The 15379-nt window shown below is 60.7% G+C and carries 19 protein-coding genes; 14 read left to right on the top strand and 5 right to left on the bottom strand.

Translation table 11 applies throughout. The features are described from left to right. The first annotated feature begins 16 nt into the window (after window positions 1-16). The 3 genes from AC1D1Y_RS14810 (at window position 17) to AC1D1Y_RS14820 (ending at window position 1220) form a co-directional block, all read left to right on the top strand. Window positions 17-421 (top strand): zinc-ribbon domain containing protein, encoded by a 405-nt coding sequence (locus AC1D1Y_RS14810; RefSeq protein ID WP_477682985.1) that lies wholly within the window; start codon window positions 17-19, stop codon window positions 419-421. Between the two features lie 21 nt (window positions 422-442). Beyond that, window positions 443-670, top strand: a complete 228-nt coding sequence (locus AC1D1Y_RS14815; protein WP_477682986.1) for a hypothetical protein — start codon at window positions 443-445, stop codon at window positions 668-670. An 85-nt stretch (window positions 671-755) separates the two neighbouring features. Next, window positions 756-1220 (top strand): hypothetical protein, encoded by a 465-nt coding sequence (locus AC1D1Y_RS14820; protein ID WP_477682987.1) that lies wholly within the window; start codon window positions 756-758, stop codon window positions 1218-1220. A 109-nt stretch (window positions 1221-1329) separates the two neighbouring features. Here the strand turns inward: AC1D1Y_RS14820 and AC1D1Y_RS14825 are convergent, their stop codons facing one another. Further along, window positions 1330-1638: a hypothetical protein gene (locus AC1D1Y_RS14825; protein ID WP_477682988.1), complete on the bottom strand. Its 309-nt coding sequence runs from the start codon at window positions 1636-1638 to the stop codon at window positions 1330-1332. A 125-nt stretch (window positions 1639-1763) separates the two neighbouring features. Between AC1D1Y_RS14825 and AC1D1Y_RS14830 the strand changes: the two genes are divergently transcribed. From AC1D1Y_RS14830 to AC1D1Y_RS14845, 4 genes are all read left to right on the top strand, one after another. Beyond that, window positions 1764-2144 (top strand): RidA family protein, encoded by a 381-nt coding sequence (locus tag AC1D1Y_RS14830; RefSeq protein WP_477682989.1) that lies wholly within the window; start codon window positions 1764-1766, stop codon window positions 2142-2144. 33 nt (window positions 2145-2177) lie between these two features. Next, window positions 2178-2453: a hypothetical protein gene (locus tag AC1D1Y_RS14835; protein ID WP_477682990.1), complete on the top strand. Its 276-nt coding sequence runs from the start codon at window positions 2178-2180 to the stop codon at window positions 2451-2453. 117 nt (window positions 2454-2570) lie between these two features. After that, window positions 2571-2978, top strand: a complete 408-nt coding sequence (locus AC1D1Y_RS14840; RefSeq protein WP_477682991.1) for a GNAT family N-acetyltransferase — start codon at window positions 2571-2573, stop codon at window positions 2976-2978. Window positions 2979-3215: 237 nt separating this feature from the next. Continuing rightward, window positions 3216-5093 carry a PAS domain-containing hybrid sensor histidine kinase/response regulator gene (locus AC1D1Y_RS14845; protein ID WP_477682992.1) on the top strand — a complete coding sequence of 626 codons (1878 nt, stop codon included), beginning with the start codon at window positions 3216-3218 and terminating at the stop codon, window positions 5091-5093. A 31-nt stretch (window positions 5094-5124) separates the two neighbouring features. Here AC1D1Y_RS14845 and AC1D1Y_RS14850 read toward each other — a convergent pair whose 3' ends face one another. After that, window positions 5125-5364, bottom strand: coding sequence for a hypothetical protein (locus tag AC1D1Y_RS14850; protein ID WP_477682993.1), 240 nt, complete (start codon window positions 5362-5364; stop codon window positions 5125-5127). A 294-nt stretch (window positions 5365-5658) separates the two neighbouring features. Here AC1D1Y_RS14850 and AC1D1Y_RS14855 point away from each other — a divergent pair, with 294 nt between their 5' ends. The 7 genes from AC1D1Y_RS14855 (at window position 5659) to AC1D1Y_RS14885 (ending at window position 11076) form a co-directional block, all read left to right on the top strand. Then, window positions 5659-6096 carry a hypothetical protein gene (locus tag AC1D1Y_RS14855; protein WP_477682994.1) on the top strand — a complete coding sequence of 146 codons (438 nt, stop codon included), beginning with the start codon at window positions 5659-5661 and terminating at the stop codon, window positions 6094-6096. A gap of 54 nt (window positions 6097-6150) precedes the next feature. Beyond that, window positions 6151-6711 carry a hypothetical protein gene (locus tag AC1D1Y_RS14860; RefSeq protein ID WP_477682995.1) on the top strand — a complete coding sequence of 187 codons (561 nt, stop codon included), beginning with the start codon at window positions 6151-6153 and terminating at the stop codon, window positions 6709-6711. Then, on the top strand, window positions 6708-7082 hold the full coding sequence (locus AC1D1Y_RS14865) for a hypothetical protein (RefSeq protein WP_477682996.1): 375 nt from the start codon (window positions 6708-6710) through the stop codon (window positions 7080-7082). The genes AC1D1Y_RS14860 and AC1D1Y_RS14865 overlap by 4 nt, the downstream gene beginning before the upstream one ends. A 30-nt stretch (window positions 7083-7112) precedes the next feature. Continuing rightward, the gene (locus AC1D1Y_RS14870) at window positions 7113-8027 is read left to right on the top strand and encodes a helix-turn-helix domain-containing protein (protein ID WP_477682997.1); all 915 of its coding nucleotides are present in this window, start codon (window positions 7113-7115) and stop codon (window positions 8025-8027) included. 236 nt (window positions 8028-8263) lie between these two features. Then, window positions 8264-8734: an SRPBCC family protein gene (locus AC1D1Y_RS14875; protein WP_477682998.1), complete on the top strand. Its 471-nt coding sequence runs from the start codon at window positions 8264-8266 to the stop codon at window positions 8732-8734. A gap of 122 nt (window positions 8735-8856) precedes the next feature. Continuing rightward, window positions 8857-9387 carry a DUF4124 domain-containing protein gene (locus AC1D1Y_RS14880; RefSeq protein ID WP_477682999.1) on the top strand — a complete coding sequence of 177 codons (531 nt, stop codon included), beginning with the start codon at window positions 8857-8859 and terminating at the stop codon, window positions 9385-9387. 138 nt (window positions 9388-9525) lie between these two features. Then, window positions 9526-11076, top strand: coding sequence for an ankyrin repeat domain-containing protein (locus tag AC1D1Y_RS14885; RefSeq protein ID WP_477683000.1), 1551 nt, complete (start codon window positions 9526-9528; stop codon window positions 11074-11076). A 37-nt stretch (window positions 11077-11113) separates the two neighbouring features. On the opposite strand, the gene fabG is transcribed toward AC1D1Y_RS14885, so the two are convergent. The 3 genes from fabG to AC1D1Y_RS14900 are packed head-to-tail and all read right to left on the bottom strand — an operon-like array spanning window position 11114 to window position 15265. Next, on the bottom strand, window positions 11114-11857 hold the full coding sequence (gene fabG, locus AC1D1Y_RS14890; RefSeq protein ID WP_477683001.1) for a 3-oxoacyl-[acyl-carrier-protein] reductase: 744 nt from the start codon (window positions 11855-11857) through the stop codon (window positions 11114-11116). A gap of 46 nt (window positions 11858-11903) precedes the next feature. Further along, a complete protein-coding gene (locus tag AC1D1Y_RS14895; RefSeq protein WP_477683002.1) occupies window positions 11904-14051 on the bottom strand; it encodes a 3-hydroxyacyl-CoA dehydrogenase NAD-binding domain-containing protein in 2148 nt (715 codons plus the stop codon). Between the two features lie 5 nt (window positions 14052-14056). Continuing rightward, the gene (locus tag AC1D1Y_RS14900) at window positions 14057-15265 is read right to left on the bottom strand and encodes an acetyl-CoA C-acetyltransferase (RefSeq protein WP_477683003.1); all 1209 of its coding nucleotides are present in this window, start codon (window positions 15263-15265) and stop codon (window positions 14057-14059) included. Between the last annotated feature and the right edge of the window lie 114 nt (window positions 15266-15379).

A 15379-nucleotide genomic window follows, 5' to 3' on the forward strand; every position in this document is an offset into this window, starting at 1 on the left:
ACCCAGGCCAAAGATCATGAAAAGCAATAAACAACGCCGCACTGAAATCCTGGGGAAGCGAAAAGTGCGCGCAGCAATGTCCGCGAAGCTGGTTGGAGACCAGCCTCGTCGCGAAGTCACGAAGGGAACAACGCCCTGCAATCCGGAATCGCTCGCGCCCTCCAACAGCTATGGCACTCCGGCTTTTGTCCAGCGCGGTTACTACATGGACGTCCTGTTCAAGTGCCAGGACTGCGCAAAAGAGGAAATCTGGCGAGCCACCCAGCAGAAGTGGTGGTACGAGCTCGCAAAAGGCAATGTCGAAACACGTGCCACGAGATGCAATGCTTGTCGCCGCGTTGAGCGTGAACGGCGGAACGAAGCCCGCCGGGTTCACCTTGAGGGCGTGGCGCGAAAGAATGCGTCAAAAGCCCCGACCTGACAGTGGCACTGAATGAAGACAATGAACACCACAAAGCGGCTCATCATTGCATTTGCCGGCTGGCTACTGCTCGGCCTGGCCGTCATCGCCTATAAGGGGCCGCATGCACGGGGAAGCGCGCTCTTCGTGGTGTGGTCCCTGTATGCGGTCTTCGCAGGAGTCTGGGTTGTCATGCCGCTGCTGAAAATAGTCAGTGCCGCCATAGATAAGGAAAAGTCGCGCGGGTCAAGCCATCCGGATCAAAGCTAGCGGTCAGGACTGCTTGTACTGGACCCTGGAGTCGCGGCAAGAGTTGCTCCCATTCATAAGAAAACAGTTCAAGAGGAATTTGCCGATGCGTTCAGTTCTCCTCACAGCTACAGCGGCCGTGTTGCTCACGGCCTGTGCGAGCCAGCCTTCGCCGGAATTCATGGAGAAGGCCGCCGGCGAGCGAGTCTATGGCGTGGTGGTCTCACTGTCGGACGTCCCGGACAGCGATATCCTGGCCGGCAGCTCATGTATGCGGCGCGACATCGTGTGTGCCATGTCCTTGCGGGCCAGGGAGAACCAGTACGCGGCGCTCGCCGTTTCCGGCCGCAATGTGGTGGGCAAGGTGCTGGTTCCGAGCGGCATGGGGTTCAGTCCCGGAGACATTCTGCAGGCCGAGGTCTCGCGCGACCCGGCGCGTCCTTCCAGGTTCACGGCCATGGGCGTGAGGTTGCCGCAGCGCGGCCCCAACTGCGACTGGGTGGACGGCAGTGTTTCCGCGGGCAAGGGTGGGGTCGCCTGTTTTGGCTGGTCTTATAAGAGTTTGCTTTAACCGGCGTCTGTAAGGCTTCGTGCAGTCTGCTGGGCAGTCAATCAACTTCAACGGGGCTTTCCCGCTCATGTACGACGTTAATTTTTTCTCAGCCGCGCTCTTTGTGCTTTCAGCGCTTGGAATTGCGGCTTATGCCCTGTATGCAAGGCGTCATTCGGGGGAAAGCCGCATCGACGTGGCCATGCGGCAGTTTCAGGAAAGTGTCATTCACTCGAATGATCCGAGATTTGCATTTGAAGGCCGAAGCGCGGTAGTCGTCCGCCAAGACGAAGACCACAGCAACGGTGAGAACACGACTTACGCCCTGACTGTTTATGCCACGAATCAATACGGCGAGTACTTTGTTTTCAGGTCGGATGGAAACAAGCCTTTCGTCAATTACCTTGAGCATCGCCTGGCGCGGATCATCTTGAAGCATGAATACGTTGACTCCCTCAGAATCTAGTCCATTATTGGGAGGCAACCCGCAGACCAGCCGCCTAAAATCGTTGCGGGACCTGGTCGCGTCCATCCCCTCAATATCCCGCTACACGGATGACATTCATGGCAAGAGACATCATTCGAACCTTCGACGCTCCAAGCCCGCCACCGACCTATAGCCAGGCGGTGCGGGCCGCAGGATTTGTGTTCGTCTCAGGCACGGGGCCGCACGATCCCGCCACCGGGAAGATTGCGGGCGAGACCATCCAGGAACAGACCCGGCAGTGCCTGCACAACGTGTCCGCCATCCTCAAGGCCGCGGGCTCTTCCCTCGACAAGGTTGTGAGCGCCACCGTCATCATTCTGGAAGAAGCCGACTTCGCCGGCATGAATGAAGAGTGGCTTAAATGGTTTCCGGTGAACCCGCCCGCGCGGCAGGGGGCGAAGCTGCCGGTTCGGGTGCCTGGGCTCAAAGTGTCCATCGCGGTCATTGCCGAAGCCTGAACACTTCACGCGCAACACGTATCTCCTGCATTCATGATTGATGCCTTCGCCGTCCTCTGCTGCTTTATCGGCGGCCTGTTTCTGGTGGGGGCCTGGAAGGTCCTGGTTTCCAGGCACGAGCCGGAAATCCGGACGCAACCCGTGCGTTGGATCGACATACTCCTGGAACTTCTGACAGATGGCGGCTGGATCGAGATGACCGCTGTCGACCGGTTCACCGCGGTCCTTGTGCTGTTTGCCATTGGCATGTTCTTTCTCTGGAGCGGGCTGTATATCGGGCTGGCATGGGGCGATGTTGTCGTGGTGTGATGCCGAAACGCATCGAGGCGCGAAGCTGCCTGTTCTGGGGCGTTTGGGCTGAAAGTGTCTATTGCGGCGACGGCCGATGCTGGATAAAACGATCAAGACAAACTTCAGCCCTGACCCATGACAAACATCAATGTTGAATACCGCCACAACTACCCGCTGGACCCGCTTGATGTCGTGCGCGTCTTCGAGCAATCGGGCATCAAGCGCCCAACCGGTGATCTGCCCAGAATCGCCCGCATGTTCGCGGCGCCCAGTCTGCTGCTCTCGGCGTGGGTAGGCCATGAGCTGGTGGGCCTGAGCCGCTCGCTCACCGACCATGCCTATTGCTGCTACCTCTCGGACCTCGCCGTGGACAAAAAATACCAGGGCACCGGCATCGGCAAGGAGCTGATCCGGCGCACACAAGCCATCATCGGGGATCAGGTGTCCCTGATCTTGCTCTCGGCGCCCAATGCCATGTCTTACTACCCGGCGCTGGGGTTTGAGCAGGCCGGCAATGCCTTCGTCATACGACGAAAGCAGTAAGACACCGCGCCGCAGCCGGCCCCAAGGGCGCTGTCGCATGCGATGGAACGCGGCGTTCTCCTACACAATGTTACTTTTGGCTTGGCTATATTGAGGCGGCGAACCCCTCTAGGGGGCCGCACCACTCCTCTGGATTTACCAGTTTTGAGGCCCGGGCCGCCCGGGTTTTTTTTTGCCTGGCCTCTTGGGATGCCGTGAAACCTGCGCGCCATTTGCCAAAGCAGGAGATTGACTGCCATGACCCTCACCACCGTTCTCCCCGTGGATTCCGTCAGCATCGAGCGCTTCCGCCTGCTGGTCGATTCCGTGGTCGATTACGGGATTTTCATGCTGGATCCGGGCGGCCACGTGGTGTCATGGAATACCGGCGCGACCCGCATCAAGGGTTACGTCGCCGATGAAGTGATGGGGCGGCACTTCTCCATGTTTTACACGAACGAAGCCCGGGCCACCGGATGGCCCCAGCAGGAACTCAAACTCGCCAAACAGAACGGCCGCTTCGAGGATGAAGGCTGGAGGGTCCGCAAGGATGGCTCGCGGTTCTGGGCCAATGTGGTCATCACCTCGCTGATCGACCCGGACGGAAGCCATGCGGGCTTCGCCAAGGTGACCCGCGACCTCACCGAAAGGCGCCGGCATGAGCAGGCCCTGCGGGAAAGCGAGGAACGGCTGCGCCTGATGGTGGAGGGCGTGCAGGACTATGCCATCTACATGCTCGACCCCGAGGGCATCATTCAAAGCTGGAACACGGGCGCGCAGATCCTCAAAGGCTATAGCGCGGCCGAGGCCATAGGCCGCCACTTCAGCCTGTTTTACCGGCCCGAGGAACTGGCGCTCGGCATGCCCGAGAACGAGTTGCGGATAGCGCTTGAAAAAGGCCGCGCGGAAGAAGAGGGCTGGCGGGTCCGCAAGGACGGCTCCCGCTTCTGGGCCAATGTCGTCATCACCGCCATCCGGGACGCCGAAGGGCAGTTGCGCGGCTTCGCCAAGATCACCCGCGACATGTCCGAGCGCCGGCGGCTCGAGGAACTGGAGCGCTCCAGCCGGCGCATGAATGAATTTTTGGCCATGCTCGCGCACGAGCTGCGCAACCCGCTGGCGCCCATCCGCAACGCAGTCACCGTTCTGCAGCTTGAGCCCTCGCCGAGCCCTGTCGTCAAAAACAGCCGCGAGATGATAGACCGCCAGCTCACCCACATGACGCGGCTGGTGGACGACCTGCTGGACGTCGGGCGCCTGAGCACAGGAAAGATACGGCTCAAGAAAGAGACCATCCTCTATAACCAGGTCCTGAGCCGGTCGGCGGAGGCCATGCGTCCCATCATGGACGCCAGGCACCACACTTTTGCCGCGGAGCTGCCGCAGGACGAGGTCTATGTGGACGCCGACGGCATCCGCTTGACCCAGGTGATCCAGAACCTCTTGACCAATGCGGCCAAATACACCCCGGCGGGAGGGCGCATCACGCTGCGCTGCTGGGTGGAGGGCGCCCAGGTCTGGACCGAGGTGTCCGACAACGGGCTGGGCCTCACGAAAAGCGCGATCGAGCAGATTTTTGAGTTGTTCTCCCAGGGCGACATGCAGTCCGCCGCCAAGGAAAGCGGCCTGGGCATAGGCTTGACGCTGGCTAAGTCCCTGGTGGAAATGCACGGCGGCGTGCTCAGCGCCGAAAGCGAGGGCCCCGACAAAGGAAGCCGGTTCAGGTTTTCCATTCCCGGGAAAAGTGTGGACAAGGCGGCGGCGACCGATGCACCCGTGAAAAAATTCCTGGTCATTGACGACAACCGCGACGCGGCCGACAGCCTTGCGGAGATTCTCAGGCTGTTGGGACACTCGGCGAAGGTCGCTTACAGCGGGGCGGACGCGCTGGAGATCGCCAAGAGCTATGAAGCGTCCGCCGCCCTGGTTGACATCGGCATGCCCGGCATGAATGGGTTTGAGGTCGCCGGGCATTTGCGCGGCTTGCCGCACGGCGCCGGCATGCTCATCGCGGCCGTCACCGGCTACGGCAATGAGGAAGAAAAGAACCGGACCCAGAGCGCCGGTTTCGACTGCCACCTGGTGAAACCGGTTGATTTCCAGTCCCTGGAAGACCTGATCCAGCGCCTCGGCTGAACCGCCGGGGGCCCGTCGCCTGGCCTCGGGCTTAGTGGCGCAGGGGTGCGTCCGCCAGCAGCCTTCGCATGGCCTGGCTGTAGGCGACGTCTTCTTTCCATTGTTCGAAGTCCGCCTTCGCAGGTACAGGGCCGCTGCCTTGCTGGTGCGCGGCCATTTTGGCGATCAGGCTGTTGTAGCGGTGCTCACGCGCGGCGCTGTCGGCATGCCCGGTGTTCTCAAGGGTAAGGGCTTCGGTAAGGGGCGAACGGGTGGTCAGAACGGCGGGCATGTGTTTCCTTGACGATTACCGAATACTGACAGGTCAGGCGCCGGCGCGCCATGTCATTTTGCACACCTTCGCTGGGTAGTTTCCCGAGGGGCGACTTCAGGGCGGGGAATGCGGAATATGTCACGGGTGCAGGGCCCTGGCCCGTATATCCCCCAAATAGGGGAGGGCCCGGATGACGCTTGTTCGAACCGGGGCATTTATCGGTTGCGGGTTGCCCGGCCTCGAAGGCTCCCTTCCCGGCGACAGTTCCCCCGGGTCGTTTGGGATTAATCCGTCAATAGCCCAAGCCGGTTTTTGAACGAAAAAGCAGGAACTAATTTCGGTGAAAAGTTCCGTTTCCTCATGATCTTGTTGACGAGCCCTTGCTGTGCAGCATCATCTGGCATCGCTGATTTACCGCGTTGCGGACTCACATCACATCCCATGGGTACCTTTACTTCCCAGCCGGAACTTCCTGAAAAGGTAGCCGCCGCTTTTGTCGAGGCAACGGCTGCCCGGTGGTCTTTCCCGCAAGTTGAGCTCTATGAAAAAGAGGCCCTGGTGATGCTGACGGTTGAAACGCCGTCGCCGGACGGGCAAGGCATTGATCCGGCGCTCAAACAATCCGTCGCAAAGGCGCTCAACCAGCTGATACCCGCTGATCCAGCGCATCAGTTTGGACTTTGGATGGTGGTGTTCTGCTGCGAAGGCCATGTCTACGAGACGATTCATCCGAGTGAATTTAACGACTGAATGCTGGAGGGGCTGAGGAGGCCATTCGCAGGCTGCACGCCTAGAATCGCCTGCATGATTCATCGATCGCAGAACCTGCATACGCGCAGACCGCCCAGCCTCAAAGTCGTTGCGGCATGCTTTCTGGGGATCGGGCCCTTGCTGTGGATGCCCTGCCTCACGGCGCTCGAGGCATTTTCTTCCGGCGCAATCTCTTGGGGATGGCCGAGCGCAAACCAATTGGCCTCGGGCCTTGGGAACGCGATTTTTCTGGCCTTCTGGTGGTGGGTAATGGCGTTGGCGGGGGGCGTGTGGCTCGCCACCATTGGGTCGACCTTGCTGGCGGCCGTGGCCACCTGGAAAATACTCTTCCTCATCGGCCGTGACGCCCCGCATTTCTACCGCTTGCCGGCGGCGCTTTTTGCGATTTGTTTCACCGCGGCGAGTTCAATGTCGGCGCTCGCGTTTTTTCTGTGCACCATAGGGACACCTATGCTTCACGGATTTCCCCTGATTGGCTCTGTCGTCCTGGTCGGTGGGGTGCTTGGCTTGTTGCTTGGGCTGTGCTTTCGCAAGATGAGTCCTGATGCCAACGCCTCGTCGCTTGAGGGGCCCAGGAACGGGATATCGCCATGACTGGACTTGTGCGGCGTCGCCTCATTGCAGCAGCTGTAGCGATCAGCGCGTGCGCCAACGCGCTGGCTACCAGCTCCGTTTCATTCGAAGCCGAGGGCTATCTTCTGGACATCGTCGTGGGTGGCGACAGCCGGCCGTCCATTGCCGGCCTCAGCATTGCCATGCCTGGGAGCATCCGTAGCGTGGAGATTCCCGTGCGCCAGCTCAAGGTTGAGGCCTTCGACACCACGCAAAAGGTGTTGCTGCTCCGATTCACCAATCCTGGAGACTCGCAGCTTCCCGGGGATTTCTCCCTCGCCGTCAGAAATGACGCCGGTATATTGCAGATTCAAGGGAAGTCGGTTGCCGGCCGCTTTTCCTGGGGACTGTAGGCGTGATCGCCTCGTTGTTGAATGCAGAACATGGCAATAAACCATCTTGATGTGGATGACGGGGCAATACACCCCGGCACGCGCACATCGCTATTCCTGCCTTCGCCCTTGCTGGCGGATTGCGTGTGTGCTTATGTGGTGCGCGACACCCTGGACGCCCAACTGAGTCCCAAACAAAGCTTCAGCCATTTGCCGGTATCTCCGCTGGTCAGCATTGTCTGGTTGATTCATGGTGGAAGGTCATCAATGCCTGTCGGTGTTGATGACTGGCCCCCGTCGTCAAGGCGGGTTGTCTTGCGCGGCCCCCGCACGCAACCCAGCGTCTGGAAAAACCACGGCCCCGCTGTTGGATTTTCATTGACTATTTTTCCGGATGCCTTTCATGCGCTGACACATTTGAATGTGGCCGGTTTGCTCGATCAGGCCAGGAATTTGCAAACCGTGCTCGGCAAGGACTGGCAGCAGATGGCGATTGCCGTCCTGCAGGCCGGCGATGACCTGGAACGCATTCAAATCATTGAAGCTTTTTTAACGCCTCGCTGGATGCCCGTGCGTTCCCCGCAGCCGGCAGCAACGCCGCCGGACGGCCTGTCCTTGTTCAACGACTGGGTTGATGCGGTGGCGCTGCGTGCATCCGCTTCAACCCTGGGGCAAAGCACGCGCCAGCGAGAGCGGCTCATTAAAGGGCAATTGGGACTTCCCATGCGTGCGATCCGTGGGCTGGTACGCATGGAGTCGACATTGGCGCGGGGGCACGGCTCCAACGCATTTGGCGGCCCGTCTTTGGTGGATGTCGCTCTTGCAATGGGATTCTCCGATCAAGCGCACTTGAGCCGGGAAGTGAAACGCTACTCGGGCCTGAACCCAACGGATCTGCAACGCGCCATTGAAACCCAGGAATCCTATTGGCCTTACCGCTTGAGGCAGGCACTGAAGCTGCGTTGATAGCTTCGGATCCTGCCCGCGGCCGTGTGTATGCGCCCGCAATTCCTGTTGCACCCAGTTCCACTGGATGCACCGGAAATGTCGTTTTGATTCAAGACTACATTCCCGTACCCCCGTAACATTCGAGGCTTTTGTTTGCCCCGCGAACAAAGGTGTTCGGTCATGCCTCCTTCTGCGGCTGTGTTGGGTGGGGCAACAGCGTTGGCTCCCGATAGGTTTGAAAAATTGGAATTGCATTGCAGCTACTCACTGAACAGACCATAACCATTGCCAGATCGGTCGAGGCCACGTATCAATACGCGACAAATCTTGAGCATTTTGCCGAGTGGTTTCCGGGTGTTTTATTCATAGAGTCAGCCAACACGCTTGAGCATGCCCAGCGCGGCAAGGAATATCTGGAAACAGTCACTCTCCCTCTCAGAGGCAAGAGAAAAATCAAAATCAGCGTTAAAGAGGCCCAATCCAACAAGGTGTTGATTACAGAGGGCGAGTTCTCGCCTTTGATGCCCAGAATGGAAATGCTATTTCAGGCAAGGGGCGCTGATTCCTGTCGCGTTACATGGCGCATGCTCAGTCGCAACGAGAACTTGCTATTCAAAGCCACGCTCTTGCCTTTGTTCAAGAGCGTCATGACCAAGAGGGCGGTGATCGGCGTAAATCGGTTGCAGCTAAAACTCGAAAACCTGGCGACTGAACCCGCTCGCTGAAACATGGCGAGGCCTTGCGCCATGGAAGCCCGCCCACGCTTCGCTGCGATTTTTTCCCGGTGAATTTTATTTTTTATCTTGACCCCACCATGCGCCTGCAAATCAATTCCCAATTTCTCGGCATGAGCTTGGCTCTGCTGTTCGCCACCTCCCCGGGCCATGCCCAGGGCGTCTACAAATGGGTGGATGCCGAGGGCAAGACCCACTACGGCGCGCAACCGCCCGCCACCGAAAAGAGCGTCGAACCACTGAAGTTGCACAGCAACAGCAGTTTTGGCGGCGACAACAACGGCAAGGCGCGCGCCACCGAGTACAACGCCGACGGCACCAAAAAGATTCCCAAAGACGTGCAGGASTTTGCCAAGGGGATGGAAAAGGCCCTGGGAACCAAAGACAGCAAAGAGGTGCCGCTGGACTGCGCCAGTGCGGTCAGGAATGCGCAGGACCAGGCGGATACGGCGCTGGAAGTGAGTGCCAAGAACCTGAAAACCGGCTACATCACCCAGGCCGACTACGACAACAACGCCGCCAGGCTTCGTCGCGCCAAGGCTGAGACCAATCTGGGCAGTTGCCAGTCCGCCACGGGCAGGGACCGCGCCTTCTACCAATGCATGTCCAACGGCAACAACCACTTCACGGCGTGCATCAAGTAGGCAAGCGCTGCGCGACTTTGATGGACCTGATCGACCGCCCCAGACCCGGCGCGCAGTTCCCGACCCCACCAGCTTCCATAAGACGCAGGCAACTCCAGATGCCCTGTTTCACAGCAAGATGAACGCCAGTAGTACCCCATGTCAGAAGTAAGAACGATTGCCACCCTCTGTTTTGAAGACGACGCTACCAGCCAGCGCTGGCTGGAAGCTTTAAAGCCTGCTTCCGGTGATGCGTGGGATGCCGCCCGCCAGGCCCTCGGGGCGCTGGGTTTGCGTTGCGTGCAAGCGAATGCAGATGAACGGATTCGCGTCGAGCGTCTGGAACGCTTTGGCAGGCGCCTGGAATTGCGGTTCATGGAGCTGGGCCTGGACAGCCAGACACTGCTGAACGAGTTGATTGAATTGGGCGCCACGCACCTGCGCGCCAGCATCGACGACAGCCGCACAGGCGACGTCACCAAGCTGGTTCGAATCGGCAAGGCCAAGGCGAAAGAGGCGGAGTTTGTGGCCGCCGTGGCCGAGTTCGATGACGACTTTGCCCTCATCACGGCCCTGGAAAAAGGCAAATCGACCGAGATCAAGCGGCTTCTGGCCAAAGGCATCAGCCCGAACCAGGAGGTGCGGCCCGGTGTGTACCCCATCCATGTGGCGGTCCTGAAGGACAAGAAGCCCATCGTCAAGCTGTTGATCGCAGCAGGCGCGGATGTGAACGTTCAGACGCCTGACAAGCGAATCAAAGAGGATGGGTTCAGAACGCCCCTGCACCTCGCCATCAACAACGAATCGCTTGATGTCATCGAGATGCTGGTCAAGGCCGGTGCGGACCTCACGCTCCGAAACGCTGCCGGACAAACACCGCTTCACTATGCGATCGTCTATCGATATCAAGGCGCCTGCAAACTGCTGATGGAGCATGGCGCGGATCCTTCTACGGTGGACGCCAATGGCGTACCGGCTTTGCTCGACCTCAGAACGCACAGCGAAGAAGAAATTCCTGCATTCCTCGCATTTGCTGAGTCGATCGGTCTGGATCTCAATGTCAAGCTGGCGAATGGAGAGAATCTTTACTGGAGGCTTGGATACATCAAGGGAGCGGTGGATTACCTGAAGGCGCGGGGCATGATTTCCTCGCCGCCATCCGACGCCTACACCGGTGATGTGCCACGCGATCTTCATAAGGCGATTCGCGGGCATGACCTGGCCAAGATCAAGGCGATGACAAAGTTGGGCGTTGATCTGGATACGCCATATGCGGCGTTTAGTTCTTTTGAGCCTGAACCACCCATATTGGATGCTGCAAGTGATGGGCATGCCGACGTGGTTGAACTGCTGTTGGATGCTGGTTGCAATGTCAACGCGACTGGCACCGACCAGATAACGCTCCTGCACAAGGCGGCAAAGAACGGAAACGTTGAACTCGTCAGCATGCTGCTCAAGCGCGGCGCCAATCCCAACGCCATTGAGCACTATGAATCTGCGTTGAGCCAAAAAAGTGATGACCCCATGCTGAAGGCATTGGATGAAGGCCATATCGCGGTGGCGAAAATCCTCATGGCGCATTGGCTGCCAACTCAAGCACGCCTGGAGAAAGCCAAGACGCTTCTTGAGCATCAAATCAGGCACAACAACAAAGGTGCGGATGCGGTGAATATGCTGAAGACAATTGAAGCGCGGCTCGCTGAAGTTTGATCTCCCTACGCCGATACCCAAACGTTTTCGCCTTTGCCTAAACCGACATCCCCCCAGACACCTCAATCACCGCCCCATTGACATAACTCGCCTCGTCGCTCGCGAGGAAGGCATAAACATTGGCGATCTCCTCGGGCCGCCCCAGGCGCTTGAGGGGAACGTGGGCTTCCATCTCTTTGAGGACTTTCTCTGGAATGGTGTCCAGGATGTGCGTGGCGACAAAACCAGGTGCGACGGCGTTGACGCGCACGCCTTTGGGGCCCAGTTCGCGGCTCCAGGTTTTGGTGAAACCGATCACGCCGAATTTGCTGGCGGCGTAGTTGGTCTGGCCGAAGTTGCCGTAGATGCCGACGACGGAGCTTGCGTTAAGGATCACGCCGCTGCCCTGGGCCACCATGGTGTCGGCGACGGCTTGCGCGCAGTGGAAGACGCCGCGCAGGTTTACATCTATGACTTTGTCGAACTGCTCCAGCGTCATTTTCTGCAGGCGCGCGTCCTGTGTGATGCCGGCGTTGTTGACCAGCACATCGATGCGGCCGAACTGGTCTTTGACCTTGCCGACCACGGCGTCGATCATGCTGCGCTGCGTCACGTCCATCACATAACCGACAGCCTGGGCCCCCAGGGCCCGGCATTGCTTCACCGCTTCATCGACACCCGCTTGCTTGACGTCGCAGACGATGACGGTGGCGCCTTCTTTCGCGAACTTGAGGGCGGTGGCCAGGCCTATGCCCTGGGCGGCACCGGTGATGAGGCTGATCTTGTTGTGGAGTCTTGGCATGAAATGGAGAACGTTGAGGTGAATGGGAGAAGGGGAGTGAGGCCGCTCAATACACCGGCTGGTGTTTGTGGATCGCGTCCTTGACCGCATCGGTCAGCGCAAAGCCCGGGCCGAATCTGGCGGCCAGTTCATCGCAGCGCCCGGTGAAGGCCTCAAGCCCCATGCCGTAGATGAACTGCATGGCGCCGCCGGTCCAGGCCGGGAAGCCTATGCCGAAGATGGAGCCTATATTGGCGTCGTGCACCGTGGTCAGCACGCCTTCGCTGAGGCAGCGTGCGGTCTCCACGGCCTGGCGATAGAGCAGCCGGTCCTTGAGTTCCTCGATGTCCCAGGCGGTGCCGGGTTTCTCGAACAAGGGCTTGAGTTCGGGCCACAAGTGCTTCTTCGCGCCGGGCTCGGCCGGGTAGTCGTAAAAGCCGCCGCCGGCCGCGCGGCCGGGGCGATGCAATTCTTTCACCATGCGTTCGACCAGTAGTTCGCCCGGTGTGGCGGTGTAGGTTTTGCCTTCGGCGCTGAAGTCGGTGCGGGTCTGGTCCAGCACGTGCACGCTCAGCGAGAGCGCGGTTTCGTCAAGCACGGCCAGCGGGCCCACCGGCATGCCGGCCTGGATGCCGGCGTTCTCGATGGCGGCGGCGGGGATGCCTTCGCCCAGCATGGCCGCGCCTTCCATCACAAAGGTTCCGAAGGTGCGGCTGGTGTAAAAGCCGCGCGAGTCGTTGACGACGATGGGGATCTTGCCCAGGGCTTGCACATAGTCAAAGGCGCGGGCCACGGTTTCGTCGTCGGTCTGCTGGCCGCGGATGATCTCGACCAGCTTCATCTTGTCGACCGGGCTGAAGAAGTGGATGCCGATGAATTTTTCAGGCCTGTCGCTGGCCGTGGCCAGGCTGGAGATGGGCAGGGTCGATGTGTTGGAGGCGAAAAAGCCGCCAGGCGCAAGCAGGGGTTCTGCCTCCTGCGTGACCTTGGCCTTGAGGTCGCGGCGCTCGAACACGGCTTCGATGATGAGCTCGCAGCCGGCCAGGTCGGCGGCCTGGCTCGTGGCGGTGATGCGCGAGAGCAGGGCGCTTTGTTCGGCCGCCGTCATGCGGCCTTTCTCGACGCGCGGCGCGGTGATCTTGCTGCTATAGGCCTTGCCGGCTTCGGCCTTCTCCTGGCTCACGTCTTTCAGCACGGTGCTGATGCCCCGGCTGGCCTGCGCATAAGCGATACCCGCGCCCATCATGCCGGCGCCCAGGATGCCGACCTTGTTGGGCCGGAACTTGGGCACGCGCGGCGGGCGCGACTGCCCGCTCTTGATGGCGTTCATGTTGAAGAAGAAGGTGTTGATCATGGCCTTGGCATTGCTGCCGGTCATGAGCCTGGCGAGGTAGCGGCTTTCGATGCGCAAGGCGGTTTCCAGGTCTACCTGTGTGCCTTCGACCATGCAGGCCAGGATGGCCTCGGGCGCGGGGTAAAGGCCGCGCGTCTGCTTTTTGAGCATGGCGGGCGCGACGCTGAGGGCCGCGGCGATCTTGGGGTTGGCGGGTGTGCCGCCGGGAATTTTGTAGTCTTTCGCTTCCCAGGGATGTTGCGCCTGGGGGTTGGCGGCCAGCCAGGCCAGGGCCCTGGCGCGTAGCGAGCCGGCGTCGGCCACCAGTTCATGCACCAGGCCCAGCTCCAGCGCCTGGCGCGGATTGAAGGTCTTGCCTTCGACCAGGTAGGGCTGCGCACCCATCAGGCCCAGGTGGCGCGTCATCTTGGTCACGCCGCTGGCGCCGGGCAGCAGGCCCAGTGTCACTTCGGGCAGGCCGAACTGTGTCTTGCTGTCGTCCACCGCCACGCGGTAGTGGCCGACCAGCGCGACCTCCCAGCCACCGCCCAGCGCCGTGCCGTTGAGGCAGCTGGCGACAGGGATGCCCAGGGTTTCGAGCGTGCGGAAGTTTTTCTTGACGCGCTCGACTTCGGCATAGGCCTTGGGCGCGTCGGCGGGCGTGAGGCGCATGACCGCCTTCAGGTCCGCGCCGGCGAAGAAGGTGGATTTGGCGGAGGCGAGGATCAGGCCCTTGAGGCCGGCCTTGTCTTTCAGCACCTGGGCGGTGACTTCGCCAAGGTCGTCCTGCCATTGCCGGCACATGGTGTTGACGGGGGAGTCGGGCTCGTCAAAGGTGATGGTGGCGATACCACCTTCGATCTGGTACTCGATGGTCTTCATGGCGTTCAGATTCTTTCAACAATCGTTGCAATGCCCATGCCGCCGCCCACGCACAAGGTGGCCAGCCCGTATTGCAGTTTTCGCCTGTGCAGTTCGTCGACCAGCGTGCCCAGGATCATCGCGCCGGTGGCGCCCAGCGGGTGGCCCATGGCGATGGCGCCGCCGTTCACGTTGACCTTGTCGTGCGGCACCTTCATCTCTTTCATGAAGCGCATCACCACGGCGGCAAAGGCCTCGTTGACTTCGAACAAATCGATCTGGTCCACCGTGAGGCCGGCCTTGGCCAGGGCCTTGCGCGTGGCGGGCATGGGCCCGGTCAGCATGATGGTCGGGTCGGCGCCGCTGAGCGCGGCGGCCACGATGCGGGCGCGCGGCTTCAGGCCGTGGGTCTTGCCGGCGGCTTCCGAGCCCACCAGCACGGCGGCCGCGCCGTCGACGATGCCGGATGAGTTGCCGGCATGGTGCACGTGCCGGATGCGCTCGACCTGCGGGTAGCGCTGCAGGGCCACGGCGTCAAAACCCATGGCGCCGAGCTGGTCGAAGGCGGGCTTGAGCGAGGCCAGGCCTTCGAGCGTGGTCTGGGGTTTGATGAATTCGTCTTCGCCGAGGATGGTCTGGCCGAGAAAGTCTTTCACCGGCACGACGGAGTTGGCGAAGTAGCCCGCGGCACGCGCCCTGGCGGCGCGCTGCTGGCTTTCGAGCGCGAAGGCGTCGACRTCGGCGCGGCTAAAGCCTTCGAGCGTGGCGATCAGGTCGGCGCCTATGCCCTGGGGCACGAACAGCGTGGCGCTGTTGGTTTCCGGGTCCTGCGCCCAGGCGCCGCCGTCGGCGCCGATCGGGACGCGGCTCATGCTTTCGACGCCGCCGGCCACCACCAGATCTTCCCAGCCGGAGCGCACTTTCTGCGCGGCCAGGTTGACGGCCTCCAGGCCCGAAGCGCAAAAGCGGTTGATTTGCACACCCGAGGCGCGAAAGTCCCAGCCGGCCTTGAGCGCGGCCACCTTGGCGATGACGGCACCCTGTTCGCCCACGGGCGAGACCACGCCCATGACCACGTCGTCGACGGCGGCGGTGTCAAAGCCGTTGCGCTGCTGCAGCTCGGCCAGGACGCCGGCCAGCAGGTTGACCGGCTTGACCTCGTGCAGGCTGCCGTCTTTTTTGCCCTTGCCGCGCGGTGTGCGGATGGCGTCGTAGATATAGGCTTCGGTGCTCATGGCTTTCCTCGGGAAGGCAGGGATGATGGGGATGCGGGAGGGGAGGCTGTTGAAGTATATTCATTTCACAAAGCGGACGCTTTGTATAAATACTTCCCCAGCCTTATCCCTCAG

This window comes from Polaromonas sp. P1_G1, from assembly GCF_056405595.1.